Here is a 26,608-nt window from a genome sequence, read left to right as displayed (position 1 = left end):
GAGTGACTATACCGCTCTCCCATGAGCCTTGAGCAAGTCCGGTTTTCGGTATCACGTATTGGTCTTCAACTTGGTCCACAACCGAGTGGCCAGCCGCGCAATCGCTGGCGGCAGGTCCTCCACGATAAACAGCTTGTCCATCACGCTTTTCGGCGGGTAGATCGCCAGGTCTTGCTTCACCTCAGGGGTCACCAGCTCATCCGCCGCGCTGTTGGGGTTGGCGTAGTGGATGCTGTTGCTAATGTTGGCAATCACCTTGGGCTCCAGCAGGTAATTCATATAGGCATAGCCGTTTTTCTCGTGCGGTGCACCCTTGGGCATCACCACCATGTCCAGCCACAATGTCGAGCCTTCGTCCGGGATCGAGTAGGCGATGCTGATACCGTTTTTCGCTTCCCTGGCGCTGGCGGCAGCCTGTACCACGTCGCCGTTAAAGCCGATCACTGCGCAGATATTGCCGTTCGCCAGGTCGCTGATGTACTTGGAGGCATGGAAGTACTGGATGTAGGGGCGGATTTTCAACAGCGCCTGCTCGGCCTTTTTGTAGTCGGCCGGTTCGTGGCTGTGGTGCGGCAGGCCCAGGTAGTTGAGGGTGATCGGCAGGATCTGCGTGGGGTTGTCGATAATCGCCACGCCGCAGGCGCTGAGTTTCTTGATGTTGTTTTCATCAAAGAACAGGCTCCAGGAATGGGTGACGTCGGTGGTGCCGAAGATCGCCTTGATCTTCTCGACGTTGTAGCCAATCCCCGCCGTGCCCCACATATACGGGAAGCCGTACTGGTTGCCCGGGTCGTTGGTCTCCAGCTTTTTCATCAGCAACGGGTCGAGGTTTTTCCAGTTGGGCAGTTGGCTTCGGTCGAGCTTCTGGATCGCCCCGGCCTTGATCAGCCGCGAGAGGAAGTGGTTGGACGGGCTCACCACGTCATAACCGGTATTGCCGGTCATCAGCTTGGATTCCAGCACTTCATTGCTGTCGTGAATGTCGTAGGTCGCCTTGATCCCGGTCGCTTTGGTAAAACTGGTCAAGGTGTCATCGGCGATGTAGCCGTTCCAGTTGGAAATGTTCACTTCTTCTGCGGCGTACACAGCCGCCGGGAGCGCGCTGAGGATGACCGCCAGGGACAGACTGTTGATGTGCATGTGAATCACCTTTATCGAGGTTTCTTGTTCTAGATTTCTGTCCGTGCTCGAACCGTTTCCACGCCCATACGCAGCATGGCACCGATGTCGAACAACGGCCGGGGTGGCAGCCAGCCGGGCTGTGCCCTGTGCATCACAGAGTGCAGGAGCGAGGAAGTCTGGCCCGACGCCCACTCGGCCAGCAGTCGACCCCACAGCGTGCCGCGGGCCACGCCTGAACCGTTGCAGCCCGCGACGGCATACAGGTTGCTTTCGACCCGCGCGAAATACGGTTGACCGCTGCGGGAGGCGCTCAAGTGGCCGGTCCAGGTGTAGTGGATGTCTTGTTCGGTCAGCCACGGGAAGCGTCGCTGCATGCCCTTTACATGGTGTTGGCGCCGGTGCAACAGGTCGCCGTTGGACAAGTCCCGGGTGCGGTACTCCGCTGTGTTGCGGATCATCACCCGATGGTCCGGTGTCAGGCGCACCGTGGCACCCAGTGGCCGCGTGGACAGCACGCCCCACGGTTCCACTGCGCCGATCCGGCGGTATTCCTCATCGCTGAGAGGGCGGGTGAGGCTGGCGCTGAGTTCCATCGGGAACGTCGCACTGGCCTCAAGGCCCACCCGTGGAATAAAGGCGTTGAGGCACACCAGCACCTGGCCGGCTTCAATGCAGGCGTCCAGGCCGTTGGCGCGAATGCCGCCATTGGCCATGCGCTCAAGGCCGGTGATGTCGGTGTTCTCATAAAGCGTCACGTTGTCCGGCAGCGCTTCGAGCAAACCCTTCACATACTTCGCCGGTTGCAGCAAGGCGTTGCCGTGGCCGCACCAGATGGCGGCCTGGTAATGCTCGGTGCCGAGTGTCTGCGCGAGTGCGGCACCTTGCAGGAACTGCGCTGAAGCACCCGCGGCACGCAAGGTCGCCAACTTGGCATCCACATGCGCAAGCTTGTCGCGATCGTGCACGGCGAAGTAGTAGCCGCTGTCCCGAAAGTCGCAGTCGATGGCATGGCGGGCGATGCGCTCGCGCACTTCATCGCTGGCTGCGCGGGAGATCGCGGTGTCCACCTCAAAGTCAGCGAAGCCTGCGTTGCCCATCAGTTCACTTGCAGCGGGATGCTCATGGGCCACCACAAAACCGGAATTACGCGCTGAGGCACCTTGGGCGGCGCGCTGGCGGTCGACGATCACGATGCGCGCCTCGGGGTGCATCTCGGCCAGGTTGTGCGCCGCACACAAACCGGTGATGCCGGCGCCGATCACCAGCCAGTCGGCTTTTTGTAGGCCGGTGAGTCGGTCCCGGGCGGGGAGGCTTTCAGTCTGGGCAATCCAGCCACATGTGTTTTCCATGAAGATCCTCGGCTGTATGCGTTGCTGGCATAAATAAGTTCGGGCTGCAGCTGGAATCTATAGGGCCTGCGGTGATACAACCAACGTTATAAAATCATCCAGCCATTCGGAAAACGCATGGATAACATCCGTCACGTGCCTTCGCTGCAGGGCCTTCAGGCGTTGGTTGAAGTCAGCGACTGCGCGAGCTTCACCGTGGCTGCGCAGAAGCTGTGCCTGACCCAAAGCGCGGTCAGCCGCAAAATCCAGCAACTGGAAAGCCATTTCGGCGTGCCGATGTTCACCCGGACCAGCCGCAGCCTGCGCCTGACCTCCGAAGGTGAGCAGGTGCTGGCCAGTGCCCGGAGCATCCTGGCGCAACTGAAGGGGCTGGAGGATCGGCTCTCGCCTCGTAAACGTCCGTTTCGCATCCGCCTGCATGTGTCGCTGGCGGTGCGCTGGCTGCTGCCCAAGCTCAGCGATTTCTATCGCAACCATCCCGATATTTCCCTGGCAATCGAGACCGTCGCCACCGAGGTGGTCGAGCCGGCGAGTGACAGCGATGCCTACATCCTTTACCTGCCCAAGCCCGACAACGATCCTGCGCGGCTGACCTTGTTCCACGAATCATTGGTGCCGGTCTGCGCGCCGGGTTTGGGGCCACTGGCTTCCGTGGAACAGCTCGAACACTTTGCGCTGCTGCATCGTTCAGCCGACAAGCAGGACTGGATGACCTGGCTGGCGGCCAATGGCGCGCGGTCGCTGGACGACTACCGGCATATCCCGTTCAACCTTGACGAATTGGCGCTGGATGCCGCCGCGCGCGGGCTTGGGGTGGCGATGACGGATCTGACGCTGGCGGCCGAGTCGATCGAACGGGGTGTGTTGGTGGTGCCGTTTGGTCAGCCGCTGGTGACCGGCGGGGTGTATGCATTGTGCTTGCAGTCATCGGCGGCGTCACACCCAGGCTGCGTGCTCATCATGCAGTGGTTTGGTCAGCAGGCGCGGCATGCTAACGTCACGTCTTGACTCTCTATCGCCAGCCCATCCATGAAAATGCCCGATATCGACGCCATCCAGGCGTTCGTCCTGGTCGCCGAACTCAAGAGCTTTACCCGCGCTGCCGATGCCATCGGCGGCACCCAGGCGGCTATCAGCCTGAAGATAAAACGCCTCGAAGAAAGCCTTGGCCGCAAGCTGCTGGAGCGCACGCCGCGACGGGTCACGCTGTCGGCCCATGGCCAGATGTTTTTGGCCAGCGCCCGCCGCTTGCTGGACAACTACCAGGATGCGATGAATTGTTTTGGCCCGCAGAAACGCACCTTGCGCGTGGGCGTCAGCCACCACATTGTCGGCGCCGATCTCAGCCTGTGGCTGCGACGTTTGGCGACCACCGACCCGGACGTGATCGTGGCGTTCAGCCTCGGCACCTCGCGGGATATGTTGATGAACTACGAGCAGGGCAAGCTGGATGTGGCGATGATCCTGCGGCACGACAACCGTCGCCAGGACGGCGAAGTGGTGGGCATCGAACGCTTTGGCTGGATGGCTTCCCACGACTTCGAATTGCGCCAGGGCGGGGCGTTGCCCCTGGCGATCCAGCCGGAACCCTGCGGCATGCGCAGCATGGTGATGGCGGCGCTGGCCGAGCAGAACCGTGCCTGGGAAGAGGCGTTCGTGGGCAGCGGGATCCTGGCGATCGGCGCTGCAGTGGTGGCGGGAATTGGCATCGGCGCGATGGTTGGGCGAATGGCGCCCAGTGGCTGCGTCGACGTGGAGCAGCGTTTCGACCTGCCGCCGCTGCCCAGTCGCGAAGTGGTGCTGTATACGGCGCAGCGGGACTCTCAGGCGCAAGCGTTGATCCGCACGTTGAGCGCCGATATTCCCGCCGATTGAACTAGAAAATCAGACGCCCGGCCCAGGCCATCAGCAGCGCCAGGCTGCCGATGCCGAGGAGTGTGAGCCCAAGGGCTACGAAGTGAACGAGGAGGGTGGTCAGTGGCGGCTGCTGTTCCATGTGGGGGCTTCCTTGGGGCTTGGGAAGCAAAAGTATGCTGAGCGGCCGTGCACCGAAACAGACGCCGCCAGCTATTTCAGTGATAAGCAAAACCAAGGCCCACCCACTCCCGTGCGCATGGAGCGTGAGCGCCGCGCGATCACTCAAGCCTGGGCGGTGCATTTCATCATGAGTGGAACTTGTGATCATCTAAAATAAAATGAGTTTGTCTCACTATCACTCGATCCCGACAATGGCTCCCATACAAACACATTGGAGCTTTACGTCATGGCTGTTGCCCATTCCCTTGGATTCCCGCGCATTGGTCGCGATCGTGAACTGAAAAAAGCGCAGGAAGCGTTTTGGAAGGGCGAGCTCGACGAAGCCGGCCTGCGCGCCGTAGGTCGTGAACTGCGCAAGACGCACTGGGACCTGCAAAAGAAGGCCGGCATCGAACTGTTGCCCGCCGGCGACTTCGCCTGGTACGACCAGGTACTGACTCACTCGCTGATGTTCGGTGTGATCCCCGAGCGTTTCCGCCCGGCCGACGGCAAAGCCACCCTGCACACCCTGTTCGGCATGGCCCGTGGCGTCAGTGACAACTGCTGCGGCGGTGCCCACGCCCAGGAAATGACCAAGTGGTTCGACACCAACTATCACTACCTGGTCCCTGAATTCAGCGCCGACCAGCAATTCCAGCTGGGTTGGGAGCAACTGTTCGAAGAGGTCAAGGAAGCCCGCGACCTCGGCCACACCGTCAAGCCGGTCGTCATCGGCCCGCTGACTTATCTGTGGCTGGGCAAGGCCAAGGGTGGTGATTTCGACAAACTCGACCTGCTGGACCGCCTCCTGCCGCTGTACGGCCAGATCTTCCAGCGCCTGGCGGACCTGGGCGTGGAATGGGTGCAGATCGACGAGCCGATCCTGGTGCTGGACCTGCCGCAGGATTGGAAAAACGCCTTCGAGCGTGCCTACAACCTGATCCAGCGCGACCCGCTGAAGAAGCTGGTGGCCACCTATTTTGGCGGCCTGGAAGAGAACCTCGGCCTGGCAGCCAACCTGCCGGTGGACGGCCTGCACATCGACCTGGTGCGTGCACCGGATCAGTACCCGACCATCCTCGATCGCCTGCCGGCTTATAAGGTGCTGTCCCTGGGCGTGGTCAACGGCCGTAACGTATGGCGCTGCGACCTGGAAAAAGCCCTGGCCACCTTGCAGCATGCTCATGAGCGCCTGGGTGATCGCCTGTGGGTGGCGCCATCCTGCTCGTTGCTGCACAGCCCGGTAGACCTGTGCCGTGAAGACAAGCTGGATGCCGAGCTGAAAAGCTGGCTGGCGTTTGCCGTGCAGAAGTGCGAAGAGGTGGCGGTGCTGGCCCAGGCCGTGAACCAGCCTGAAGCGTCGAACGTGATCGCTGCCCTGGCCGAAAGCCATGCCGTGCAGGCGGCCCGTGCCGCTTCGCCGCGTATCCACAAGCCGGCGGTGCAAGCCCGTGTGGCGGCGATCACCGCCAAGGACAGCCAGCGTGACTCGCTGTTTGCCCAACGTATCGAGAAACAGCGTGCCGGCCTGAACCTGCCGCTGTTTCCGACCACCACCATCGGTTCGTTCCCGCAAACCGCTTCGATCCGCCTGGCTCGCCAGTCCTACAAGGCCGGCAAGTTGAGCGAAGCCGAATACGTCGAAGCCATGCACAGCGAGATCCGCCACGCTGTCGAAGTGCAGGAAAACCTTGGCCTGGACGTGCTGGTGCATGGTGAGGCCGAGCGTAACGACATGGTCGAATACTTCGCCGAACAGTTGGACGGTTATGTATTTACCCGCTTCGGCTGGGTGCAGAGCTACGGTTCCCGTTGTGTGAAACCGGCGGTGATTTTCGGTGACCTGAGTCGTCCGAAAGCCATGACCGTGGAGTGGATCCGCTACGCCCAGGGCCTCACCAACAAGGTGATGAAGGGCATGCTGACCGGCCCGGTGACCATGCTGATGTGGTCGTTCCCCCGTGAAGACGTGAGCCGCGAAGAACAGGCGCGGCAACTCGCCCTGGCGATTCGTGACGAAGTGGTGGACCTGGAAGCCGCCGGGATCAAGATCGTGCAGATCGACGAAGCCGCGTTCCGCGAAGGCTTGCCGTTGCGCCAGGCGCAGTGGAAGGAATACCTGGATTGGGCCACTGAAGTGTTCCGCCTGTGCGCCTCCGGCGTGCGTGACGAAACCCAGATCCACACCCACATGTGCTACAGCGAATTCAACGATGTGATCGAGTCTATCGCGGCGATGGATGCCGACGTGATCACCATCGAAACCTCGCGCTCGGACATGGAACTGCTGGAGGCATTCGAAGCCTTCGCTTACCCGAACGACATTGGCCCAGGTGTGTATGACATCCACTCGCCACGGGTGCCGGATGCCTCGGAAATGGCCAGCCTGCTGCGCAAGGCAGCCAAACGCATCCCGGCCGAACGCCTGTGGGTCAACCCGGATTGCGGCCTGAAAACCCGTGGCTGGCCGGAGACTGAAGCGGCGCTGATTCACATGGTGACTGCGGCGCGTCAACTGCGGGCCGAACTGGCCTGATCCAGACACCCGGAATCAAACGCCGGGTGAAGATCAAAAATGTGGGAGCGGGCTTGCTCGCGAATACGGAGTATCAGCCGCTGGAGATGTCGACTGACCCACCGCATTCGCGAGCAAGCCCGCTCCCACATTGGGTCACCGGCGTTATCAAAATCATGAAATTGCCAGCATTACCCCGCGCAGACTAGAATGCGATCAATTCTTAATTACGCTTGGGTCTCACCGCCCGGCGCGCCCCGGTGATCGGCATGTCGTCTCCCCTCAATCTGCATATCCAGGACCTGTACTGCGAACACCATGGATGGTTGCACCGTTGGCTGGACCGCAAGCTGGGCAACGCCAGCGATGCCGCCGACCTGGCCCATGACACGTTCATGCGCCTGCTCACCCGGCAAACCACCGGCAACCTGGGCGCCGAGCCACGGGCATTGCTGACCCATATCGCCAAGGGCCTGATGATCGACAGCTGGCGCCGCCAGGAAGTGGAACGCGCCTACCTGGAAACCATCGCCCACCTGCCCGAACAGCATGTACCTTCGCCGGAAACCCGCTGGCTGATCCTCGAAGCGCTGTACCGCATTGAGGCGATGCTGCGGGATCTGCCGGAAAAAACCCGCCAGGCCTTCCTGATGTCGCAGATCGACGGCCTGACCTATCACCAGATTGCCGATGCCCTGGGTGTGTCGCTGATTTCGGTCAAACGCTACATGCGCGATGCCTTCCTGGCCTGCCTGAGCGTGGCATGAGCCAGTCGATTGATCCGTTGATCCTCGGTGAAGCCGCCGACTGGATGGTGCAGTTGCAGTCCGGCAGCGCCACCGATGAGGACCGCCGCGCCATCGCCCAATGGCAGGGCCGCAGCGCCCAGCATGCCCAGGCCTGGCAACGGGCGCAGGCGATTCTGGGGGACTTCAACAGCGTGCCGGCGGCGATTGCCGGCGATACCTTGAAGCGCATCGGGCGCAAAAAATCCCTCGGCCGACGCCAGGCGCTCGGGTTGTTGCTGGCGGCCGGCCCGGCGGCCTGGCTGGCGTATCGGCAGGTGCCGTGGCAGCAGTGGACCGCCGACCAGCACACGGCCATCGGCGAACAAAGGAATCTCACCTTGCCCGACGGCACACGCATGCTGATCAACACCGGCAGCTCGCTGAATATCGCGTTCTCCGAGCAGGTGCGGCGTATCGAGCTGCTCAAGGGCGAAGTGCTGATCACCACCGCCAAGGATTCGGCCCATCGCCCGTTCATCGTCCAGACCCGCCACGGTACCGCCAGGGCCTTGGGCACCCGATTCAGCGTGCGGGTGGGTGAGCAGGCAAGCCGAGTGGCCGTGACCGAAGGCGCGGTGGAGTTGCTGGCGGCGCATGCCGGCCAGGGGGTGATCGTCAAGGCGGGCGAGCAGGGCGCCTTCAGTGTTGACCGGGTAGCCGCCGTCGAGCCGCTGGACGTCAGCACCCTGACCTGGGAGAACGGCATGCTGCTGGCCCAGCATATGCGCCTGGCGGACCTGCTGGATGAGCTGGGGCGTTATCGCGCCGGCGTATTGCGCTGCCATGCCTCGGTTGCCGACCTCACGGTGTCGGGTGCGTTTCCCCTGCGCGACACCGATGCCAGCCTGCACCTGTTGCAGGAAACCTTGCCGGTCAAGGTCAGCAGCCTGACGGGATATTGGGTGACGGTCGAGCCGCGCTGATCTTTTTCAACTTTCGCTGATACCTTTTTCGTTGTCGCCCGGTGTAGGGGAGAACCCTCAACATTGCTCCGCGCCGACAGGAATGCCCATGACCGCCAGACCGCTCCCGTACTGCCCCCGTCCGTTGAAGGCTCTGAGCCTGGCGGTCGCCCTTGCCGCCGTCGCACCGCTGCAGAACGCCCAGGCAGAAGATGCTGCGCCAAGCAGTGCGGCGCGCAGCTATAACATCGCGGCGGGGCCGCTGGGGAATGTGCTGGCGCAGTTTGCGGCGTTGTCCGGGGTGCCGTTGTCGTTCGATTCCACGTTGCTCAACGATCAACAAAGCCCGGGGCTGCAAGGCAGCTACAGCGCACAATCGGGTTTTGCCCAGTTGCTGCAAGGCAGCGGCTACACCCTGCAAGGCACCGGCACCAACGGTTATACCGTGGTGCCCCAGGCCAGCGGCGGTGCGTTGGAGTTGGGCGCCACCACCGTCAGCGGTGAAGCGAGCGGGGCGCAGGCAGACACGTATGCCGGTGGCCAGGTGGCACGTTCTGCACGCCTGGGCGTGTTGGGCAATCGGTCCATCAACGACGTGCCATTCAGCGTGGTCAGCTACACCTCGAAAACCATCGCCGATCAACAAGCGCGAACCGTCGGCGACGTATTGCTCAACGACGCGTCGGTGCGCCAGTCGTCCGGGTTTGGCAACTTCTCCCAGGTGTTCACCATTCGCGGGCTGCCGCTGAGCACCGATGACATCGCATTCAATGGCCTGTACGGCGTGCTGCCCCGGCAGATCATCACTACCGAAGCCCTGGAACGGGTGGAGTTGTTCAAGGGCCCGAATGCCTTCGTCAACGGCGTGTCGCCCTCGGGCAGCGGGATCGGTGGCAGCGTCAACCTGGTGCCCAAGCGCGCTGAAGACACGCCCACCCGCAGCGTCACCCTCGATTACGCCAGCGACAGCCAGGCCGGCGGCCACATCGACCTCGGCCAACGCTTTGGCGAAGACAACCGCTTTGGCGCCCGGGTCAACCTGGCGCGGCACGGCGGCGAAACCGCTGTGGATGACGAAAACAAAAGCTCGCAGTTGATCGCCGTCGCCCTGGATTATCGCGGCGAGCGCTTGCGGGTCTCCACCGACTTTGGCTACCAGAAAGAACGCATCAATAACGGCCGCTCGGTGGTCTACCTGACCGGCACCAAAGTGCCCAGCCCGCCGTCGGCCAAGGACAACTACGCCCAGGACTGGAGCTGGTCGCAGCTGGAAGACACCTACGGCATGGTCAACGCCGAATATGACTTGAACGATAACTGGACGGCCTACGCGGCAGGTGGCGCCAAGCACACTCGGGAGAACGGCCAGTATTCGTCGCTGTATGTCGCCAACGATGGCAGCGCCAAGGTGGGCTTCCTCTATTCACCCCATGACGAAGACAACAAAAGCGCCATGGCCGGCTTGAACGGGCACTTTGCGACGGGGCCGGTGACCCATCAGATGAACTTCGGGCTGTCGGGGATCTGGGGCGAGCAGCGCTCGTCCTACGAGGCGATCCTGCAAGCCAACCGCCAGCCCGGCAACCTGTACGACCCGACGCAAACGCCGCGACCTACCAACACCTATTTCGGCAGTGATATTCACGACCCGCGGGTTGTCGGCAAGAACCGCATCAAGAGTGCGGCGGTGTCCGACACCCTGGGCTTTTTGGATGATCGGGTGCTGTTGACCCTGGGCGTGCGGCGCCAGACCATCGAGGTGGACAGTTGGAACACGGCCACGGGGGCACGGGGTACACCGTACTCCGAGTCCATCACCACACCGGTCTATGGCCTGGTGATCAAGCCATGGGAGCACGTATCGTTCTACGCCAACCGTATCGAAGGCCTGGCCCAGGGCCCGACGGCGCCACTCACGAACGTGACCAACCCCGGCGAAGTCTTCCCGCCCAAGCGCAGCAAGCAGACGGAAGCCGGGGTGAAGCTGGACTGGGAAAACTATGGCGCCACGCTGGGTGTGTACCGCATCGAACAGCCGAACAACGCGACCACCCGGTTCCCGGGCCAGAAGTTCGACACCTTCACTGTCGACGGTGAACAGATCAACAAAGGCGTGGAACTCAACGTGTTCGGCGAGCCCATCGACGGCCTGCGCCTGCTGGCCGGTGCCACCTGGATGGACACCGAACAGAAGAGCACTTCCAACGGCGCCACCGACGGCAACCGCGCCGCGGGTGTGCCGCGCTTCCAGTACAACGTCGGTGCGGATTGGGATGTGCCGGGCATCCAGGGTGCGGCGGTCAGCGCACGGATGCTGCGCACCGGTGGCGAATACGTCAACGCCGCCAACAGCCTGAGCATCCCGGCCTGGACCCGCGTCGACCTGGGGGCGCGTTATGGTTTCAAAGCGGATGACAAATACATCACCCTGCGCGCCAACGTCGAAAACGTAGCGAACAAGGCGTACTGGTCGTCGGCGTCGACGGCCAATAACTACCTGACCCAGGGTGAGCCGCGGACAGTGAAATTGTCGGCGACGGTGGATTTCTGAGCCTGGAAAACCCTATCGGGTGAATGAACAACCTGTGGCGAGGGAGCTTGCTCCCGCTGGGCTGCGAAGCTGCCCCAAAAAAAGGACACGGTGTTCTTTCAGGTGGCTCTCGATTGCCTTATTGGGGCCGCTTCGCGACCCAGCGGGAGCAAGCTCCCTCGCCACAACAAGGCTGAATGTCCCTCGGTCAACCCGCGTTCACTTCAATCCGGTCAAAGCCCTTGAGGCGATACAGCATCACCGAGATCGCCCAACTGGCCACGAAGATCCCGATGATCATGTAGCCCAGCATCCCGAAACTGTCGTTCAGCGAGCCGATAAAACTCCAGAACGATCCCTTCAGGTCCAACTGGTCACCCATCAACCCCAATGCCTCGATACTGCCGATCACCACCGCAACCACCACCGATACCAGGGTAATGGTCATGTTGTAGTAGATCTTGCGGATCGGCTTCATGTACGCCCAGCCGTATGCCCCCAGCATCAGATGACCGTCGAGGGTGTCCACCAGGGACATGCCGGCGCTGAACAGCAGCGGGAACACCATGATCGCCCACGGCGACAGCCCTTGAGAGGCCTGGGTCGCAGAAATCCCCAACAGGCCGATCTCGGTGGCCGTATCAAAGCCCAGGCCGAACAGGAAACCCAACGGGTACATATGCCAGCTGCGGCTGATCAGGCGAAACACCGGGCGGAAAATCCGCGCCATGAAACCCCGGTCCGCCAGCAGCAGGTCGAAGTCGTCCTCCACATACGCACCGCCCTGGCGCACATGGCGCCAGGCCTTGTAGATCGCGTGCAGGATCACCAGGTTCATCAAGGCGATGACCAACAGGAACGAGGCCGAGACCGACGTGCCGATCACCTCGCCGATGGCCTTGAACCCTTCAAACCGCGCCTGCATCACCGAGGCCGCAAACGCGACGCCAATGGATGCCAGGACCACCACCGAAGAATGTCCCAGGGAGAAAAAGAAGCCCACCGCCACCGGACGTTTCTTTTCCTGCATCAGCTTGCGGGTCACGTTGTCGATGGCGGCGATATGGTCGGCATCCACCGCATGCCGCAGCCCGAAACCGTAGGCCAGGAGCGCGGTGCCGAGCAGCACCGGGTGCTCATGGAACGCCACCAGCGCCCAGATCCAGGCGACCACGTTAATGCCGATCAACAGCCCGTAGATGCCAAACAGCTTGGCGCGAACCCGGGTGCTGGAGTCACTGAAAATCTGGGCAAGGCGTAGGATCATCAACACTACCTGTGTGCGGTGGAAACATTCAGACACGTTCCGAAACTTTATAGATTTTGTTTAGAGTGATGATGAAATTTGTGGAGTGAGTGAGGAGAGGATTGTGACGACGATCGAAAATGCAGCAATGGCGGTTATTGAGTTCTGGAAACAGGCGGGGCCCAAGCTCTGGTTTGCCAAGGATGAAGGGTTTGACCGGCGTTTTCGCGAGGCTTTCTACACCACGCATTTGCAGGCGGCCCGGCGCGAACTGGAGAGCTGGATGCAAACGCCGGAAGGCGCGCTGGCGTTGCTGTTGCTGCTGGACCAGTTCCCGCGCAATACCTTCCGTGGCACGGCGCATATGTTCGCCACCGACCCGCTGGCGCGTTTGTACGCGCGGCAGATGGTCGAGGCGGGGATGGACAAGTCGATCGAAACCCCGTTGCGGGCGTTTTGTTATTTGCCCTTCGAGCATTCTGAAGATCCCGGGGATCAACAGCTGTCGGTGGCCCTGAACAAGGACCTTGATGCCAATACCTACCGCTGGGCCAAGGAGCACGCCCGCATCATCGAGCGGTTCGGACGCTTTCCTCATCGTAATGAGGTGTTGGCCAGGGTCACGACAGAGGAGGAGCGGGCGTTCCTGGAGGACGGTGGCTTTTCGGGCTAGGCCTCGGGTTCAGCCACTAAGTCTCTGACGCCCGCCTGGCGAAAACGCCGCACACCCTTGAGATCAATCGCCCAACGCAACGCTTCAGTCGCCGACGGACGTTCGCCTTGGGTAATCGCCGCGTCATCGGTGGTCAGTTTATTCAGGTAGCCCTTGGCGCCGCCGCGTTCGCTCCAGTAATGGGTGTGGCTGAGCCAGGAGCTGGCGAGCCAGCCTTTCCATTTGCCCACGCTGACCGGCAGGTCCAGTACGCCGGGGCCCATCACCGGGCTGACCGGGCCGCCGACGATGTCGCCAAACAGGCCCAGGGGCGCGGGGAAGTAGAGGTTGGTCCAACGGGTCACGGCGAAGGCCGCGGCATGGTGCAAATACAGGGGTGAAAATGGGCGACCGCCCACGGTGACGGGCAGCCGGCCGCTGTAGCCGTAGCCCTTATCGTCGAGCGTCGGCGGGCAGGCGGGGGCTTCGCGGCGTTCGATGCGGCGCTGGAAGTCGCTCACGCTGCGGCCCAGCAACAGGCTGGCGTGGGCCATCGGGCTGCCGAGGGTGACGAGGTCGGTGATGCGCCACGGGTTGCCGAGGTTGCGTTGTTCGATAAACGCTTCGGCTTGCTGTTCGCGGAACCTGAGGAGGCTTTGCAGGCGGCCGTCGAGGGCGTTTCCAGCCTTTGGCAGGGTGTCCTGGACCACCGGTTGCAGTCGCTCGTGATTGGCGTAGCGGGCGGCGAGTTCCGGGCCGCCGGGGCGTAACTGATCGTGATGCTCGTGCCACAGGTAGCCGACGATGTCGTAGGCAATCACGCTGCCCAAACTGTGGCCGACGACGATGATGCGGTCGTAATCACCCTTGTCATGCAGGGCGCGCAGCAGGTCGACGCCATCGGCGCGGATCTGTTCGCGCACCACCACGTTCTGCGGGTTGGGGCTCAGGTAGCGGGCGGCATCGCCAAGGTATGACAGTGCCGAGTACTTCAGGGCCAGGCCGATCACCGCCAGCAGCACCGGGATCAGGGCGAAGGGGTTGTCGCTGTGGGGGAATCGGCCATACAGCGTCGCCAGGGTTCCGCTGACCAGCAGCACGAGCAGGGCCAGCAAGGCCCAGCGCGTGGCGCGCCAGATCGGCACGATGGCCGTCGGGATATCCCGGCGCGGGCGCTTGAAAATGTCCCATAGCCAACTGAGCAGGTGCCCGACCTTGGTGCCCTGCATCTTGTGGGCCCAGTAGTACTCGTAGAAATCGGTGGTGTTGCGACCCGCCGACTTCAACACGCGCAAATCGAAGTTGCGCGAAAACCGGTCGGGTTTGCTCCAGTAGAAAGGCGTCGCCTCGGGGGTGTCCGCCGGGATCGCCGCTTCGACGAAGCCACGCAGGGTATCCATCGGGCGCTGCTCGCCGATTCCGTGGATGACGACAACCGCTTGTTTCATCTAGTGATCGTTCCTTGATCCGCTTTTCGGGGCGTTACGGGTGGGGTTCAAGGGGCCATAGTATTGCCATTATCGATGGTATTCCAGCCAGGAATGCCCCCATAAAAACCGCGCATTTCATTTGCGCGGCGCGATCTCGTAGTGTGGTGCTCCCACCAAGGAGATGTCGCCGTGAACCATCGCCCGCTGAGCCTGTACGTTGACGCCCATTTCACCAGTCCCTACGCGATGTCGGTGTTTGTGACCCTGCGGGAAAAGGGCCTTGAATTTGAACTGCTCACGTTGAACCTCGACACGGCCGAGAACCAGACTGACGCGTACACGCACTTGTCGCTGACGGGGCGCGTGCCGACCCTGGTGCAGGGTGAGTTTGCGCTGTCCGAGTCATCGGCGATTACCGAGTACCTGGAGGATGTGTTCCCGCAGGTGCCGGTGTACCCGGCCGAACCCCGCCAGCGGGCGAGGGCGCGGCAGGTGCAGGCGTGGTTGCGCAGTGACTTGATGCCGATTCGGCAGGAACGTTCGACCCTGGTGGTGTTTTACGGGCTCAAGGGCGACCCGCTGTCGCCGGTTGCTGAAGCAGCGGCCCACACGCTGATCAACGCGGCGCAGGCGCTGTTGGCCGACGGCCGCGACTACCTGTTCGGCGCGTGGTCGATTGCCGACGTGGACCTGGCCGTGATGCTCAATCGGCTGATCCTCAACGGTGACAGCGTGCCCGCCAACCTGGTGGCGTATGCCCAGCACCAATGGCAACGGCCTTCGGTCCAGGAATGGGTCAAGCAGGCACGACCGTCGCTGTAGTCACCTCCTTAATTACTAAGTGAATCCTGATCCATGAATATACTGTCGAGTGACTCCCGCCTGCCGTTGTATCAGCGTTTTCGGGATCATCTGATTGAGCAGATTGCCAATAATCACTGGCGTGCCGGTGCGGCTATTCCCCCTGAAGCGGTGTTGTCCACCCAGTACCAGTTGTCTACCGGCACCGTGCGTAAAGCGATCGAGGCATTGGTGGGCGAGGGCATTCTGGAGCGCCAGCAGGGCCGTGGTACGTTTGTGCGCCGCCCGAAGTTTCAGTCGTCGTTGTTCCGGTGTTTCCGCTTCCAGGGCCCGGGCGGTGAATGTCAGCTGCCGCAGAGCCGGATCCTGTCGGTCAAGCCGGTGAAGGCGCCGTTGTCGGTGAGCGAGGTGCTGGGGCTGGCAGCGGATGCGCCGGTAATCTGCATCGTGCGGGTACATGTGCTGGACACCGGGCCAGTGCTGGCCGAGGAAATCTGGCTGCCGCGCGAGCGGTTCCAGGCGCTGCTGGACGTGGATCTGACCCGGCAGGGATTGCTGTTGTACCCCACTTACGAAGAAGTCTGCGGGCAAGTAGTCGCTTCTGCCGAGGAAGCCCTCACCGCCGAGTCCATCGATGACGTGTGGGCCCGCTGGTTGCAGGTGCCGGTGGGCAGCCCGGTGATGGTGATCGAGCGGCTGGCCCGGGATTACGCCGGCCAACCCCTGGAGTTGCGACGCGGCCGTGGCCACGCCGAACATTTCCGTTATCGCGTGGATATACGCTGAGCTTGAGGCGCGGTGCTATTCGGCTTTGAGCAGCACCAGCCAGCTTTGCACCACCCGGCGGTCAAGGTCTTCCCAGTCGGCCATGCCCAGCACCCGGGTGGTGTTCAAGCCGCGCAAGTAGCCACGCAATTGCTGGGCAATCGCGTAGACCACTTCCGGTTCGGCGGCGTTGTCCAGCAGCACTTCCTCATAGTCGACCAGGTAATCGGCAACCCGCTCGCGAAACTCCGGAAGCACAGCTTCACGGATGCGATCGAAGGTTTTCTGGTGGGGCTTCATAGGCGTTCCTTATCATTTTGTGTGAGGCGGCCTGCACGACACTATTGCTCTAGATAATAGTCACCATCAAGTATTGCGAGTTCTGTTTTTCTGAAAAAGGAGGACAATTGCCATCATTGAACATGATGTGCAAGGACCCTGCGATGAGGACTTTTACCGGTTTGGCCCTGGTGGCGCTGCTGATGAGCACAATGGTTGGCTCTGCGTCGGCCGGGGGGGTTCAAGCCAGCCACCTGGCGCCAATCGTCGCCAGCCCGGTCGGGTTGCAGCATTCGCAATCGGTCGGCGTGCTCTACAGCGACAACACCCTCGACAACCTTGAGTACCTGGCGCGCTACCACGCCATGGCGGTCAATGGTGCCAAGGGCCAGCTGGACGAGCAGATTCGCCAGGCCTTCGTCGACAGTTCCGACCCGGACCTGGCGATTGACTGGCTGATGGCTTCGTTGCGGCACACCTTTGCCTCGGTCACCCGTTACGACAACCTTGATGCGCTGTTGCAGGCGCACCCGGATGTGGTGGTGATGCTAGATACCTACAACCAATTGCTGACCCAGCGTAATGATCGGGTGGAAGCGCGGTTTGTTGCCAAGTTCTATGACCTTGACCTGCAATACATCGCCAAAGCCGAGGGTTCGATGCAAATGCACTTGCCTAATGTGTGGGTACATGACAAAACGGCGCCCCAGATCGCTGCACAGATTGGGCAGCAGCGCGACGTTCAGTTGAACGCATTAAAGCAGTTCGATGCCTCGCTCAAGGCGTTGGTCGCTGCCGGTTAGCCCACTTCGTTTATTTTTCAGGAATTTTTATGCGCGTGTTGTTAGTGCCAGCGATGGCTTCTGCTTCTTTATTGATGACGGGCTGTGCATCCGCCCCCAATGCCCCAACCCTCACCCTGCAAACCGCCAAGGACCCTGAAGCCTACGTGCAGTGCGTGGTGCCCAAGTTCGAGAAAAACGGCATGACCTCCACGGTCACGCAGAATTCGCGGCATGCCCGGATCGTGGTGAGCAGCAAGATCGCCGCGGACAACATCCTCGAAGTCTACAAGTCCCAGGACGGCGGCAAGGTGTTCCTGTACGAGCGCAAGCCGTTGGCATCGACGTTCAAGCCGTCGCGGTTCGAGCATGCGGCGCAGGATTGCCTGTAATCGACTGGGGCCAGTCTGTGGGAGCTGTCGAGCCCCAGCGAGGCTGCGATAGCATCACTGCGGTCTGACAGTGACACCGAGGTGATCCCATCGCAGCCTCGCTAAAGCTCGACAGCTCCCACAGTTGATCTTCATTGTCTTGAGCGAATGATTCAGCTCGGCTTTGGCTCGCTGCTGAACGTCTCGACCGCTTTCACCAACCCCTTGGCCGCCAACGCCACCAACTCACCGCCTTTTTGCGGGGTGGCCAGCGCCGGGTCTGAACCCATGCGCCCATCCGGGAAACGCGCGCGGAAGTCGCGGGCTTCGCGAATCGGGCCGGTGTTGGCGATTTGCGGCGAGTAGTCTGCCGACTTGATTGCGTCCGGGTAGGCCCATTGGGTCACGGCGATCTCCGACGGCGTGGCATGGCTGCCGTGGCCCACCGGGAACTGCTGGTGCGCCAGTTCGTTCACGCCTTCCAGGTCCCACCAGTTGCACAGTTTCAGCGCATAACCCGACGGGCGCCCGCTGAAGCTGGCCTCGGCATACAGCTCGGAGAACGCCGCTTCGATCGAGGCAATATTGCCGCCGTGGCCATTGAGAAACAGGATCTTCTCGAAACCATGGCCTGCCAACGAACGTACCCAATCGCCAATCGCCGCGATAAAGGTCGAAGGGCGCAGGGAAATGGTGCCCGGGAAGCCCAGGTGGTGCTGGGCCATGCCGATGTTGAAGGTCGGGCCGATCAGGATGTCGGCGTTCTTCTGCGCTTCATGGGCAATGATTTCCGGGCACATCCAGTCGGTGCCCAACAGGCCGGTGGGGCCGTGTTGTTCGTTGGAGCCGATGGGAATCACGATGCTGCGGCTGCGTTCCAGAAACTGGCCAATCTCGATCCAGGTGGATTGATGTAAAAGCATCTCAGGTTCTCTCTCTCATCAAGCCCAGGAACACGGTGGAGTTCCTGGTGGCGTGAGCCGCATGGTGCACGGCAACAGCGAGAGCATCAACCGCCTTTGACCGTACCGGCACTCGCCATCTGGCGCGGCTTGCAGTTGAGGTAAGCCGAGGACTTCAGCCAGCGCTGGTCGGGGTACCATGAAAACATGAACTGGCCGTCCTTGAGTTTGTCCACCACTTGGCGCGCTACCTGCGGGCGTACGGCGGGGCAGCCCTGGCTGCGGCCGATACGGCCTTCGCGCTTGCTCCACAACGGGCTTACATAGTCGGCGGCATGGATCACGATGGCGCGGTCCCGTGCACGGTCATTGAAACCCGGCTCCAGGCCGTCCATGCGCAGCGAGTAGCCGTGGGCGCCTTCGTAGCTCTCCTGGGTGCGGAACAAGCCAATGCTGGACTGGTAACTGCCTTCACGGTTGGAGAACTGGGTGGCGAAGTTTTCCCCGGATTTTTGTCCGTGGGCCACCAAATCCCGCAGCACTAATGTCTTCTTGCGCAGGTCGAAGATCCATAGGCGACGAGCGGTCGAAGGTTGGGAATAGTCGATCACCGCCAGCCGGTCGGACTGTTCGATGCCATTGCCCACCGCGCATTGCATGGCGCTCAAGGCTCTTTTCAGTACATCGGGGTTGAGTTCTGGAGCGGCGTGGGCGAGGCTGCTATACAGAGTAAGAGGTTTACCCGTGTCTGCGAGCGCAACGGTGCTCAGCGAGGCAAAGGTCGAGATGATCAGGCCGAGTCGGCAGCAAAAGGTCAGCATGTATAAAGCATCTCCGCCGTGGATGGGAGCTAAGCGATTGTTCAAAAAACACGCATGTTACTTGAGCATTTGCCTGCTCGTTGCACCGCTGGTCGCGACAGCCGAAGACCTGTTGGTGGTGTCGCCGGCCCCGGTGCAATTGGCGCTCTCGCAATTGTCGACCGTTTGCCCAGGCCCGGCCGGGCAGGTCGATGCGCCTTCCCTGGCGCGTCTGCAGGCGTTTTATCAGCAGCAGGGCGACGTGGTGCTGTGGTCCGAGGGGGATCGCCGCGCCGCATTGCTAGCCCAACTGCAGTTGCTGGCCGACGATGGCCTTGACCCGACTCACTATAGACTGCCCCCGGCGGATGCCACGGGGAACGTGCTGTGCATCGACATCGGTACCAGCCAGCAGTACCTGCAAGCCCTGCAGGACCTGCATTTCGGCCGCTTGCAGCAGTCGCGCTTCGAGCCCGTCTGGCATTCGCAACCTGCCCCGGACCCCGACACCCAATTGCTGGCCATGGCCGAGGCCGGCATGCAGAACGTCGCCCAAGCCTTCGACCAGGCCCGCCCGAGCGCGCCGCTATACCTTGGCCTGCGCAGTGCCTACGCCGCCTTGCGCCAGCAACCGTTGCAGCATTGGGAAGCCGTGGCCAGCGGCCCGTTGTTGCGCCCGGGCATGGACGATTCGCGGGTGCCGCAACTGGCGCGGCGAATGGTCAATGGCGGCTACCTGAGCGCCACCTCCGCGGGGACGCAATACCGTGGCGAGTTGGTCAACGCGGTCAAGACCTTCCAGCAAAGCCATTCCCTGCAAGCCGACGGCGTGATCGGCCCCGGCACGGTCACCGAGCTGAACATCAGCCCGGCGATTCGCCGCGAACAATTGCGCATCAACCTTGAACGGTTTCGCTGGCTGTCCCGGGACCTGGAACCCGAGGGCGTGCTGGTGAACGTGGCAGCAGCGCAACTGAGCTTCTACCAGGGCGGCGTGCCCGTGTGGCAAACCCGCCTGCAAGTCGGCCGCGCCGACCGCCAGACGCCGCTGCTGAAGTCGCGCATCACCCGGCTGACCCTGAACCCCACCTGGACCATCCCGCCCACCATCATGCGCGAGGACAAGCTGCCGGCGATCCGCCTGAACCCCGAATACCTGCGCCAGCAGAACCTGCAAGTGCTCGACAGCCAGGGCAACCCGCTGGCACCGGAACAGGTCGACTGGTCGCACCCCGGCAACATCCTGCTGCGCCAGGGCGCCGGCCCGCGCAACCCGCTGGGCCGGATCGTGCTGCGCTTTCCCAACCCGTATTCGGTGTACTTGCACGACACGCCGAGCCAGCCGCTGTTCTCCAAGGGCCCGCGGGCCTTCAGTTCGGGATGTGTGAGGGTTGAGCAGCCGCTGCTGTTGCGCGACTTGCTGGTGAGCCCGGCGGAGAAGATCCGCACCGAAGAATTGCTGGCGACGGAAACCACCCACGAGTTCCGGCTCGCGACGCCGGTACCGGTGCTGCTGGGGTATTGGACGGTGCAGGTCGATGGCAAGGGCGCGTTGCTCTACGCGCCGGACATTTACGGGCGCGACCCGGTGTTGATGAAGGCGATGGAGAGTGCGCTCTAGGCGCTTAGCTGTGCGTTGATCATCGTCAGCGCCTCATGGGGAGGCAAGCGCGCCGTATCGACGGTCAATGGCGACTCGGCCCATGGCTCATATTCATGGGCCAGGACGGACTGCCAGGTGGGCGGCGTGAGCCCCGGAATATCGCTGGTGCGTGACTCCACGCGACGTTGGTGTTCGTGTGGGTCGGAGCACACCACCTGGATATTCACCAGCGGCGTATCGGCGCTTAGCGCGGTGTCGCTCCACGCCTGACGACTTTCAGCCACCGGGTTAACGCAATCGACGACAACCGTGCGGCCCAGCAACAGGTTGCTCAACGCCAGCGCATTGGCCACCTGGTAACCGCTGCTGCCCACACCTTGCTCCAGGACCCCTGCGTCGCGGATGGCCTGCTCGATGGTGTCGATGCGCAGATACACGGCGACGGATTGGCCGGCAAGGGCCTTGGCAATCGTGGTCTTCCCGGTGCCGGGCAGGCCGCTGAACACAATAAGCATGGTCGATCCTTCGAAGGGGTGAGTCGGCTCAGTCTACGGGGCGACTCACTTCAAATAACAGGCGCTGATCCAGTCCGAAGGCTTGGGCGCGAGTTGTTCGGCCACTGGCAGATACCGGGCGTCCAACTGCGCCGCCAGCCAGTACAGCGTATTGCTGCTTTTCGGGTTCCATTCGCCGCTGTAGCCAGGCTCACCTACGCGGGCCCGGTCCCGGTCAAACTGCACGTGGGTATGCACGAACTCTTCGTGGCTGCGCTGGCCTTTGGCATACGGCGCCAGCCAGTCCAGTGCTTCGCTCAGCGAGCCACCGTGGGGCGCGGTGACGTCCAGCCAGTTGCCGCCAATGCCGTAGGGCTTGGCCGCCAGCGCGGCCTGCACCAGCGGCTCCAGGTCGTAGACCACATAGTGCAGGGCGTCACGGTCCTGGAAGTCGCTCACCGAGCCGTCGGGCAGTACGTTGTCGTTGATCTGTTGCCGGAACAGCTGGAAGGCCTGTTCGAGCATCTCGCGGTCGCCCAGTGCGGCGGCGGCCACCGTGACCAGTTTTACGCGGTGGCTCTGCCAGTTATTGGTGTTGGTGGCTTTCTTTTCGCCGTGGAACTGCTTGATGCGCTCGATATAGCCATTGCCCAGGTTGGTCAGCAGCGCGCGGGTGGCGTCGCGGGTCTGGGGGCGAAGGTCGCTGACGGTAAGGGCGTAGGCGCTGATCAGCATGTCGAGGTTGGTTTCGTCGATCGGGTTGAAGTCCGGCTGGTAGGTGCTGGCCCACGCGCTCAGGTAGTCATCCACTTGCTTGAGGTAGCGCGTGTCACGGCTCAGGCGCCAGGCCAGGGCCGCTTGGCGCATGACTGGCCAATCCTTCTCTGCGGCGATGCTTTGCTCGCGGATGCCGTGGTTCGGCAGGGTACCTTCGGTGTGCAGATGGGGCAGGGCGTCGGGCTGGTCGCCGAGGTGGCGCTGGGCGGCAGCCAGCAGTGATTTGGAGGTCGGATTCGAGGTGGCGGGCTGGCAGGCACTCAGCACCTGGGGCGCGGCAAAGGCGGCGTTGGCGAACGCGGCGAGCAGCGCGGCGAGGGCCACGGTGTGCAGAGGGCGTTGGAGCATGCTGTTCCTCAGGGATGGATTGACCCGATCGGGGCGCAGCCACGCTACCATGCCCGTGATGGAAATTTGATGAAATACCCGCCAGCCCTCTATCCTTGCAGGCCTTGCCCGGTCGAGAACAGGACGCCCCATGACTTTGCAGTTCGTGAAGATGCACGCCCACGGTGATGATTTCATCGTGATCGACCGGCGCGGCCAGGATGACCCGATCACCGCTGAAATCGCCCGCCGCCTGGGTGACCGTCATCGCGGCATCGGCTTCAATCAATTGGCCGTGGTGCTCGACTGCACTGACGCGGCCGCCCGTATCACATTCTGGAACCCCAACGGCACCCCGCTCGACACCTGCGGCAGCGCCACCCGCGGGGTTGCAGACATGCTGATGCGCGAAGCCGGCACTGCCACCCTCGTGCTGCGAACCAACCGGGGGCTGCTGACGTGCGTGCGCGAATCGGGACAGCGGGTGTCGGTGGACATGGGGCTGCCTTCATTGGGCTGGGAAAAAATTCCGCTGGCGCAGGCGATGGACACCGAACGCTTGCCGCTGGAGGGCGACCCGGCGGCGTGCAGCATGGGCAACCCGCATTGCACCTTCTTTGTCGACGACCTGGCGGCGGTCGATATCGCGACGCTTGGGCCGTCGTTGGAAACCCACCCGCTGTTCCCCAACAAGACCAACGTGCATTTCGTGCAGGTACTCGACCGGGGTCATATCCGCCTGCGCATCTGGGAACGGGGCGGCGGTGTCCCGCAAGGCTCGGGCTCGTGCTGTTGTGGCGCGGTGGTCAACGGGATTCGTCGTGGGCTGCTGGATGACACCGTCGACGTGCAATGCGATGGCGGTACCGTGACGGTGCATTGGGATGGGCGTGGCGGCGTGGTGTTGACGGGGGCTGTCCAAACCGTTGTTCACGGCACTGTGGCTGCCGCGCTCATGGGTGGCGCAATGGAAAGTGCACACTGAAGGTGGTGCCCCGGTCCGGGCTTGAGCTCACCGAAACACCTCCATCATGGGCCTTGGCAATTTCCCGCACGATAAACAGCCCCAGGCCAACGCTACGCACCTCACTGTCCTGCTCCGTGCCTCGGGTCATGGGCTCAAACAAGCCAGCCATCAACGCTTCGGGAATGGCCGGGCCGTGGTTATGCACCGAGAGCCGGCTCTCTTGCGCGTCCTGGTGCGAGGTGACGGTAATCGGCTGTTGCAGGTCGCCGTACGCCACGCTGTTGGCCACCAGGTTGCCGATGATTTGTTGTATGCGGTCGGCATCCAGGAACGTGCGGGCGCTGCCCGTGGCGTGATGTTCGAGGGTCGCCGTGGGGAACGCCACCCGCAACTCGTCGAGACTGTCACGGGTGACGGCGTGCAGGTCGAGTGCTACGGGATTGATGCTGATGCCCTGGCCGACTCTGGCCTGGGTGAAGTCCAGCAAGTCGGCGATCATCCGCTGCGCCCGTTCGGTGGACAGGCCGATATGCCCCAGGAGTTGGCGCTCCTTGGGGCTGCGCTCGCCACGGGCGAGGAACTCCGAGGCCATCTTGATCGCGGTAAGGGGATTCTTCAGGTCATGGCTGACAATCGCGACCATCTGCTCGGCAAACAGCGCCCGGCGCTGGGCGATTTCATAGGCGCTGCTCAGTTCGGCCTGGGCCTGATGCAGCGCGACTTCAGCGGCGGTCTTTTCCTGCAGCAAGGCTTCAGCCAGTTTGCGGGCGTTGAGCAGCTCGCGCTCGTACTTGTCGCGGTCGGTGGTGCCGAAAAGGGCCAGTTCGTTGTAGGCAATACCGGCATGTTCGTGCCTGACGCCGTTGAGCAATACCGTGACGGTGCGCCGGTCACGGTGCAGCAGGTCGAGTTTCACTTCGGCGATGGAGCCCTGCATTTTCATCAGTGGCCCCAAGTGCGTCTGATGGAAGATCCGCCCGCCCATCGTCAGCAAGTCCTGGAACCGTCGTTCTTTCAACTCATCGATGCTGAAGCCGGTCCAGTCGCTGAAGCACTGGTTGGCCTGCACGATGGTGCCGTCTTCCCGGGTGACTACCAAGGCGCAGGGCGCACCGTCGAACAAACGTTGAGAGTCCGGCAACGACAGGTTATCGGCTGGCATCGGCACCCACCCATGGCAACAGGAAACTGTCCATGGCCGCTGAACAGGCGCCGGGTGCGCTCATGTGCGGGCAATGCCCCACGTTATCGACCAGGCAATACGTGCTGGCGGGCAACGCCGCGTGCAGGTATTCACCCACGCAGACCGGTGCGATCAAGTCGTCGGTGGATTGCAGAATCAGGGTGGGGGTCATCAGGCCGGCGATGTCCTGGCGGTTGTCCGACAGGAACGTCACCCGTGCGAAGCGCTTGGCGATGTCGGGCTCGGTGCGGCAGAAGCTGTTGGTCAGTTCTTCGCCGAGTGCAGGTTGCCCGGGTGCGCCCATGATTACCGGGGCCATGGTGCTGGACCAGCCGAGGTAATTGCTGTCGAGGGTATCGAGCAACGAATGGATATCGTCGAGGGTGAACCCGCCCGTGTAGTCACCGGAATCGATATAGCAGGGCGAAGGACCGATCATCACATGGGCGGCGATTGTTCCGGGCGCCTGGCGATCGGCCAGGGCGCCGATCATGGCGCTGACGGAGTGCCCCACCAGCACCACCGGGCCCGCGGCGTATTCATCAACAATCTCGCCCAGGTCATGGGCATAGCCGGCGAGTGAGCTGTATTTTTCGCTGTCGTACGCGCCCAGATCGGACTGGCCAGCCCCCGCCAGGTCATACAGCACGACGCGGAAACGGCCGGTGAAGTGAGGAAACAGATAATTCCACATGGTTTGATCACACCCGAAGCCATGGGAGAAAACCAGGGTCGTGGGACCGCTGCCATACACCCTGACGTTGTTGCGCTGCTGAAGGTCCATGGCGTTCTCGTGTAGGGCGTGTGTGGGGGTGGCGTAAGTCTAGATAGTCGGTGGCGTCGGGTCACCTGTTTATAGCGTCGATAGGGTAAAGTCGGCCGATTCAGGATGAAACTTCAGGTAACAAAACATGATGGTGTTCCTACGGCAATGTGTCTTGGGCTTGCTACTGATCGTTTCCGGCTCGCAGGTGTGGGCCGATACCGTTCCCCCGGCGCCGGTCACGGTTGCGCTGGACCAGCGCGTGATCGACCTGACCCACACCCTCGACGCCGCCACTCAATTGCGTATGACCACGCAACTCGCCGGTCTCGAACAACGCAAGGGCGCACAGGTGGCGGTGATGCTGCTGCCGAGCACCCAGGGCGTTGGCATCGAGGACTTCGCCAACCAACTGTTCCGTGCCTGGAAACTGGGGCGCAAGGACGTCAACGACGGCATCCTGCTGCTGGTGGCGAAGGACGATCGCAAGGTTAGGATCGAAGTCGGTTACGGCCTGGAAGGCGTGGTCACCGACCTGCTGGCCCACCGCATCATCGAAGAACACATCACCCCGGCCTTTCGCCAGGGCGATTACGCCGGCGGCGTGCAGCAGGCGGTGGACGACCTGACGCTATTGGTGGACGGCGGCAACTTGCCCGAGGTGGCCAAGGCCGGTTTTCCGCCTGAAGCGTATGCGGTACTCCTGGCATTTATGTTTGGCGGGGTGGTCGGGGTATTGATGGGCGCCGAAAAACTCCCTTGGCGCCGGGCCCTGATGGCGGTGGTTGTTGTCACCGTGGTGCTGGTTGCGGTTGCGGGCGGCAAGGACTGGCCGGTCTATTTGCTGTTGCTGCCCCTGTGCATGTTGATCGGTGGCGCTACTTTCGGCGCGTTGTGGCAGGCGAGGGCGGCGTTTTACACCGTGCTGGTGCTGTTGGGCTACATCGCCGGCGTGCTGCTGACCGATAACTTCGTGCGGGAGATATCCCTTATTCACTGGCTGGCTTATCCATTCGCAGGGTTGCTGGTCCTGGGCCTGTATCTGGGCCTGTTCCTAGTGATGAAGAGCATGTGGCAAGAGAGCCAGGTGGGCTTTATCGCGCGGCTGGTGGCGGTGCTGGTGGTGTACGGGATCGTGGGGGCATTGATTGACAAGGGCGCCACGGGATGGCTGCTGGCGTTTCCCTTCGCTTCGTTCGCGGCGCTGTTCATCTTTGCCCACGGTATCAGCGGCGGGTCGGGGT

25 protein-coding genes are annotated in these 26,608 nt (G+C 62.3%); 14 read left to right on the top strand and 11 right to left on the bottom strand.

What is annotated here, in order from left to right; all coding sequences use genetic code 11:
• Positions 1-51: 51 nt before the first annotated feature.
• Together HX873_RS26300 and HX873_RS26295 are read right to left on the bottom strand one after the other, a co-directional pair.
• Positions 52-1,140 carry a polyamine ABC transporter substrate-binding protein gene (locus tag HX873_RS26300; protein ID WP_003210229.1) on the bottom strand — a complete coding sequence of 363 codons (1,089 nt, stop codon included), beginning with the start codon at positions 1,138-1,140 and terminating at the stop codon, positions 52-54.
• Between the two features lie 29 nt (positions 1,141-1,169).
• Positions 1,170-2,471 (bottom strand): FAD-binding oxidoreductase, encoded by a 1,302-nt coding sequence (locus HX873_RS26295; RefSeq protein ID WP_003210227.1) that lies wholly within the window; start codon positions 2,469-2,471, stop codon positions 1,170-1,172.
• A gap of 117 nt (positions 2,472-2,588) precedes the next feature.
• Between HX873_RS26295 and HX873_RS26290 the strand changes: the two genes are divergently transcribed.
• The 6 genes from HX873_RS26290 (at position 2,589) to HX873_RS26265 (ending at position 11,243) form a co-directional block, all read left to right on the top strand.
• Positions 2,589-3,479 (top strand): LysR substrate-binding domain-containing protein, encoded by an 891-nt coding sequence (locus tag HX873_RS26290; protein ID WP_003210225.1) that lies wholly within the window; start codon positions 2,589-2,591, stop codon positions 3,477-3,479.
• 21 nt (positions 3,480-3,500) lie between these two features.
• On the top strand, positions 3,501-4,346 hold the full coding sequence (locus tag HX873_RS26285; protein WP_003210222.1) for a LysR family transcriptional regulator: 846 nt from the start codon (positions 3,501-3,503) through the stop codon (positions 4,344-4,346).
• A 388-nt stretch (positions 4,347-4,734) separates the two neighbouring features.
• A complete protein-coding gene (gene metE / locus HX873_RS26280) occupies positions 4,735-7,023 on the top strand; it encodes a 5-methyltetrahydropteroyltriglutamate--homocysteine S-methyltransferase (protein ID WP_177123425.1) in 2,289 nt (762 codons plus the stop codon).
• A 248-nt stretch (positions 7,024-7,271) separates the two neighbouring features.
• A complete protein-coding gene (locus HX873_RS26275) occupies positions 7,272-7,769 on the top strand; it encodes a sigma-70 family RNA polymerase sigma factor (RefSeq protein ID WP_177123424.1) in 498 nt (165 codons plus the stop codon).
• Entirely contained in the window at positions 7,766-8,713 is a 948-nt protein-coding gene (locus tag HX873_RS26270; protein ID WP_177081442.1) for a FecR domain-containing protein, read from the top strand. The genes HX873_RS26275 and HX873_RS26270 overlap by 4 nt, the downstream gene beginning before the upstream one ends.
• Positions 8,714-8,801: 88 nt before the next feature.
• Positions 8,802-11,243, top strand: a complete 2,442-nt coding sequence (locus tag HX873_RS26265) for a TonB-dependent receptor (protein WP_177123423.1) — start codon at positions 8,802-8,804, stop codon at positions 11,241-11,243.
• Positions 11,244-11,430: 187 nt separating this feature from the next.
• On the opposite strand, the gene HX873_RS26260 is transcribed toward HX873_RS26265, so the two are convergent.
• Positions 11,431-12,489, bottom strand: coding sequence for a HoxN/HupN/NixA family nickel/cobalt transporter (locus HX873_RS26260; protein WP_177123422.1), 1,059 nt, complete (start codon positions 12,487-12,489; stop codon positions 11,431-11,433).
• A gap of 127 nt (positions 12,490-12,616) precedes the next feature.
• Between HX873_RS26260 and HX873_RS26255 the strand changes: the two genes are divergently transcribed.
• Positions 12,617-13,141, top strand: coding sequence for a DUF924 family protein (locus tag HX873_RS26255; protein WP_008435398.1), 525 nt, complete (start codon positions 12,617-12,619; stop codon positions 13,139-13,141).
• Here the strand turns inward: HX873_RS26255 and HX873_RS26250 are convergent.
• Complete coding sequence (locus HX873_RS26250) at positions 13,138-14,568, bottom strand: hypothetical protein (RefSeq protein WP_003210208.1); 1,431 nt, start codon at positions 14,566-14,568, stop codon at positions 13,138-13,140. The genes HX873_RS26255 and HX873_RS26250 overlap by 4 nt on opposite strands.
• A gap of 171 nt (positions 14,569-14,739) precedes the next feature.
• On the opposite strand from HX873_RS26250, the gene yfcF reads away from it, so the two are divergent.
• Both yfcF and HX873_RS26240 read left to right on the top strand, forming a co-directional pair.
• On the top strand, positions 14,740-15,372 hold the full coding sequence (gene yfcF / locus HX873_RS26245; RefSeq protein ID WP_177081444.1) for a glutathione transferase: 633 nt from the start codon (positions 14,740-14,742) through the stop codon (positions 15,370-15,372).
• Between the two features lie 33 nt (positions 15,373-15,405).
• Positions 15,406-16,137 carry a GntR family transcriptional regulator gene (locus HX873_RS26240; protein WP_003210205.1) on the top strand — a complete coding sequence of 244 codons (732 nt, stop codon included), beginning with the start codon at positions 15,406-15,408 and terminating at the stop codon, positions 16,135-16,137.
• Between the two features lie 15 nt (positions 16,138-16,152).
• On the opposite strand, the gene HX873_RS26235 is transcribed toward HX873_RS26240, so the two are convergent.
• Positions 16,153-16,416 (bottom strand): hypothetical protein, encoded by a 264-nt coding sequence (locus tag HX873_RS26235; RefSeq protein WP_008435390.1) that lies wholly within the window; start codon positions 16,414-16,416, stop codon positions 16,153-16,155.
• Positions 16,417-16,559: 143 nt separating this feature from the next.
• Here HX873_RS26235 and HX873_RS26230 point away from each other — a divergent pair, with 143 nt between their 5' ends.
• Together HX873_RS26230 and HX873_RS26225 are read left to right on the top strand one after the other, a co-directional pair.
• Complete coding sequence (locus HX873_RS26230) at positions 16,560-17,198, top strand: ATPase (RefSeq protein ID WP_177123421.1); 639 nt, start codon at positions 16,560-16,562, stop codon at positions 17,196-17,198.
• A 29-nt stretch (positions 17,199-17,227) separates the two neighbouring features.
• On the top strand, positions 17,228-17,569 hold the full coding sequence (locus tag HX873_RS26225) for a hypothetical protein (RefSeq protein WP_003210199.1): 342 nt from the start codon (positions 17,228-17,230) through the stop codon (positions 17,567-17,569).
• Between the two features lie 152 nt (positions 17,570-17,721).
• Here HX873_RS26225 and HX873_RS26220 read toward each other — a convergent pair whose 3' ends face one another.
• Entirely contained in the window at positions 17,722-18,471 is a 750-nt protein-coding gene (locus HX873_RS26220) for a creatininase family protein (RefSeq protein ID WP_008435386.1), read from the bottom strand.
• 86 nt (positions 18,472-18,557) lie between these two features.
• Positions 18,558-19,271, bottom strand: a complete 714-nt coding sequence (locus tag HX873_RS26215) for a murein L,D-transpeptidase catalytic domain family protein (protein ID WP_023658766.1) — start codon at positions 19,269-19,271, stop codon at positions 18,558-18,560.
• Between the two features lie 37 nt (positions 19,272-19,308).
• Between HX873_RS26215 and HX873_RS26210 the strand changes: the two genes are divergently transcribed.
• On the top strand, positions 19,309-20,871 hold the full coding sequence (locus HX873_RS26210) for a murein L,D-transpeptidase (RefSeq protein WP_003210192.1): 1,563 nt from the start codon (positions 19,309-19,311) through the stop codon (positions 20,869-20,871).
• Here HX873_RS26210 and HX873_RS26205 read toward each other — a convergent pair.
• A complete protein-coding gene (locus tag HX873_RS26205; protein ID WP_177123420.1) occupies positions 20,868-21,368 on the bottom strand; it encodes an AAA family ATPase in 501 nt (166 codons plus the stop codon). The two genes, HX873_RS26210 and HX873_RS26205, sit on opposite strands and share 4 nt — an antisense overlap.
• Before the next feature lie 45 nt (positions 21,369-21,413).
• A complete protein-coding gene (locus HX873_RS26200; protein WP_102368839.1) occupies positions 21,414-22,472 on the bottom strand; it encodes an alginate lyase family protein in 1,059 nt (352 codons plus the stop codon).
• A gap of 130 nt (positions 22,473-22,602) precedes the next feature.
• Between HX873_RS26200 and dapF the strand changes: the two genes are divergently transcribed.
• A complete protein-coding gene (gene dapF, locus HX873_RS26195; RefSeq protein WP_177123419.1) occupies positions 22,603-23,436 on the top strand; it encodes a diaminopimelate epimerase in 834 nt (277 codons plus the stop codon).
• Here dapF and HX873_RS26190 read toward each other — a convergent pair.
• Positions 23,405-24,580 (bottom strand): PAS domain-containing sensor histidine kinase, encoded by a 1,176-nt coding sequence (locus HX873_RS26190; RefSeq protein ID WP_177123418.1) that lies wholly within the window; start codon positions 24,578-24,580, stop codon positions 23,405-23,407. The two genes, dapF and HX873_RS26190, sit on opposite strands and share 32 nt — an antisense overlap.
• Positions 24,567-25,385: an alpha/beta fold hydrolase gene (locus HX873_RS26185; RefSeq protein WP_177123417.1), complete on the bottom strand. Its 819-nt coding sequence runs from the start codon at positions 25,383-25,385 to the stop codon at positions 24,567-24,569. The genes HX873_RS26190 and HX873_RS26185 overlap by 14 nt, the downstream gene beginning before the upstream one ends.
• Before the next feature lie 127 nt (positions 25,386-25,512).
• Between HX873_RS26185 and HX873_RS26180 the strand changes: the two genes are divergently transcribed.
• On the top strand, positions 25,513-26,608 hold a 1,096-nt coding region (locus tag HX873_RS26180; protein ID WP_177123416.1), incomplete at its 3' end, for a YgcG family protein.

Origin of the sequence: Pseudomonas sp. P7758 (assembly GCF_013386485.1) — a bacterium.
GTDB lineage: Bacteria > Pseudomonadota > Gammaproteobacteria > Pseudomonadales > Pseudomonadaceae > Aquipseudomonas.
The sequence above is the reverse complement of the archived record's forward strand: the minus strand, read 5'-3'. Positions and strand labels throughout refer to the sequence as shown.

What these genes read in the sequence shown, in the direction of transcription:
- metE (WP_177123425.1), top strand. Translation starts at nt 4,735, where the DNA reads ATGGCTGTTGCCCATTCCCTTGGATTCCCGCGCATTGGTCGCGATCGT.
- HX873_RS26255 (WP_008435398.1), top strand. Translation starts at nt 12,617, where the DNA reads ATGGCGGTTATTGAGTTCTGGAAACAGGCGGGGCCCAAGCTCTGGTTT.
- HX873_RS26200 (WP_102368839.1), bottom strand. Translation starts at nt 22,472, where the DNA reads ATGCTCCAACGCCCTCTGCACACCGTGGCCCTCGCCGCGCTGCTCGCC.
- HX873_RS26285 (WP_003210222.1), top strand. Translation starts at nt 3,501, where the DNA reads ATGAAAATGCCCGATATCGACGCCATCCAGGCGTTCGTCCTGGTCGCC.
- HX873_RS26260 (WP_177123422.1), bottom strand. Translation starts at nt 12,489, where the DNA reads ATGATCCTACGCCTTGCCCAGATTTTCAGTGACTCCAGCACCCGGGTT.
- HX873_RS26265 (WP_177123423.1), top strand. Translation starts at nt 8,802, where the DNA reads ATGACCGCCAGACCGCTCCCGTACTGCCCCCGTCCGTTGAAGGCTCTG.
- HX873_RS26230 (WP_177123421.1), top strand. Translation starts at nt 16,560, where the DNA reads ATGAGGACTTTTACCGGTTTGGCCCTGGTGGCGCTGCTGATGAGCACA.
- HX873_RS26250 (WP_003210208.1), bottom strand. Translation starts at nt 14,568, where the DNA reads ATGAAACAAGCGGTTGTCGTCATCCACGGAATCGGCGAGCAGCGCCCG.
- HX873_RS26240 (WP_003210205.1), top strand. Translation starts at nt 15,406, where the DNA reads ATGAATATACTGTCGAGTGACTCCCGCCTGCCGTTGTATCAGCGTTTT.
- HX873_RS26185 (WP_177123417.1), bottom strand. Translation starts at nt 25,385, where the DNA reads ATGGACCTTCAGCAGCGCAACAACGTCAGGGTGTATGGCAGCGGTCCC.
- HX873_RS26215 (WP_023658766.1), bottom strand. Translation starts at nt 19,271, where the DNA reads ATGCTGACCTTTTGCTGCCGACTCGGCCTGATCATCTCGACCTTTGCC.
- HX873_RS26225 (WP_003210199.1), top strand. Translation starts at nt 17,228, where the DNA reads ATGCGCGTGTTGTTAGTGCCAGCGATGGCTTCTGCTTCTTTATTGATG.
- HX873_RS26270 (WP_177081442.1), top strand. Translation starts at nt 7,766, where the DNA reads ATGAGCCAGTCGATTGATCCGTTGATCCTCGGTGAAGCCGCCGACTGG.
- HX873_RS26235 (WP_008435390.1), bottom strand. Translation starts at nt 16,416, where the DNA reads ATGAAGCCCCACCAGAAAACCTTCGATCGCATCCGTGAAGCTGTGCTT.
- HX873_RS26300 (WP_003210229.1), bottom strand. Translation starts at nt 1,140, where the DNA reads ATGCACATCAACAGTCTGTCCCTGGCGGTCATCCTCAGCGCGCTCCCG.
- HX873_RS26205 (WP_177123420.1), bottom strand. Translation starts at nt 21,368, where the DNA reads ATGCTTATTGTGTTCAGCGGCCTGCCCGGCACCGGGAAGACCACGATT.
- HX873_RS26295 (WP_003210227.1), bottom strand. Translation starts at nt 2,471, where the DNA reads ATGGAAAACACATGTGGCTGGATTGCCCAGACTGAAAGCCTCCCCGCC.
- HX873_RS26275 (WP_177123424.1), top strand. Translation starts at nt 7,272, where the DNA reads ATGTCGTCTCCCCTCAATCTGCATATCCAGGACCTGTACTGCGAACAC.
- HX873_RS26190 (WP_177123418.1), bottom strand. Translation starts at nt 24,580, where the DNA reads ATGCCAGCCGATAACCTGTCGTTGCCGGACTCTCAACGTTTGTTCGAC.
- dapF (WP_177123419.1), top strand. Translation starts at nt 22,603, where the DNA reads ATGACTTTGCAGTTCGTGAAGATGCACGCCCACGGTGATGATTTCATC.
- HX873_RS26220 (WP_008435386.1), bottom strand. Translation starts at nt 18,471, where the DNA reads ATGCTTTTACATCAATCCACCTGGATCGAGATTGGCCAGTTTCTGGAA.
- HX873_RS26290 (WP_003210225.1), top strand. Translation starts at nt 2,589, where the DNA reads ATGGATAACATCCGTCACGTGCCTTCGCTGCAGGGCCTTCAGGCGTTG.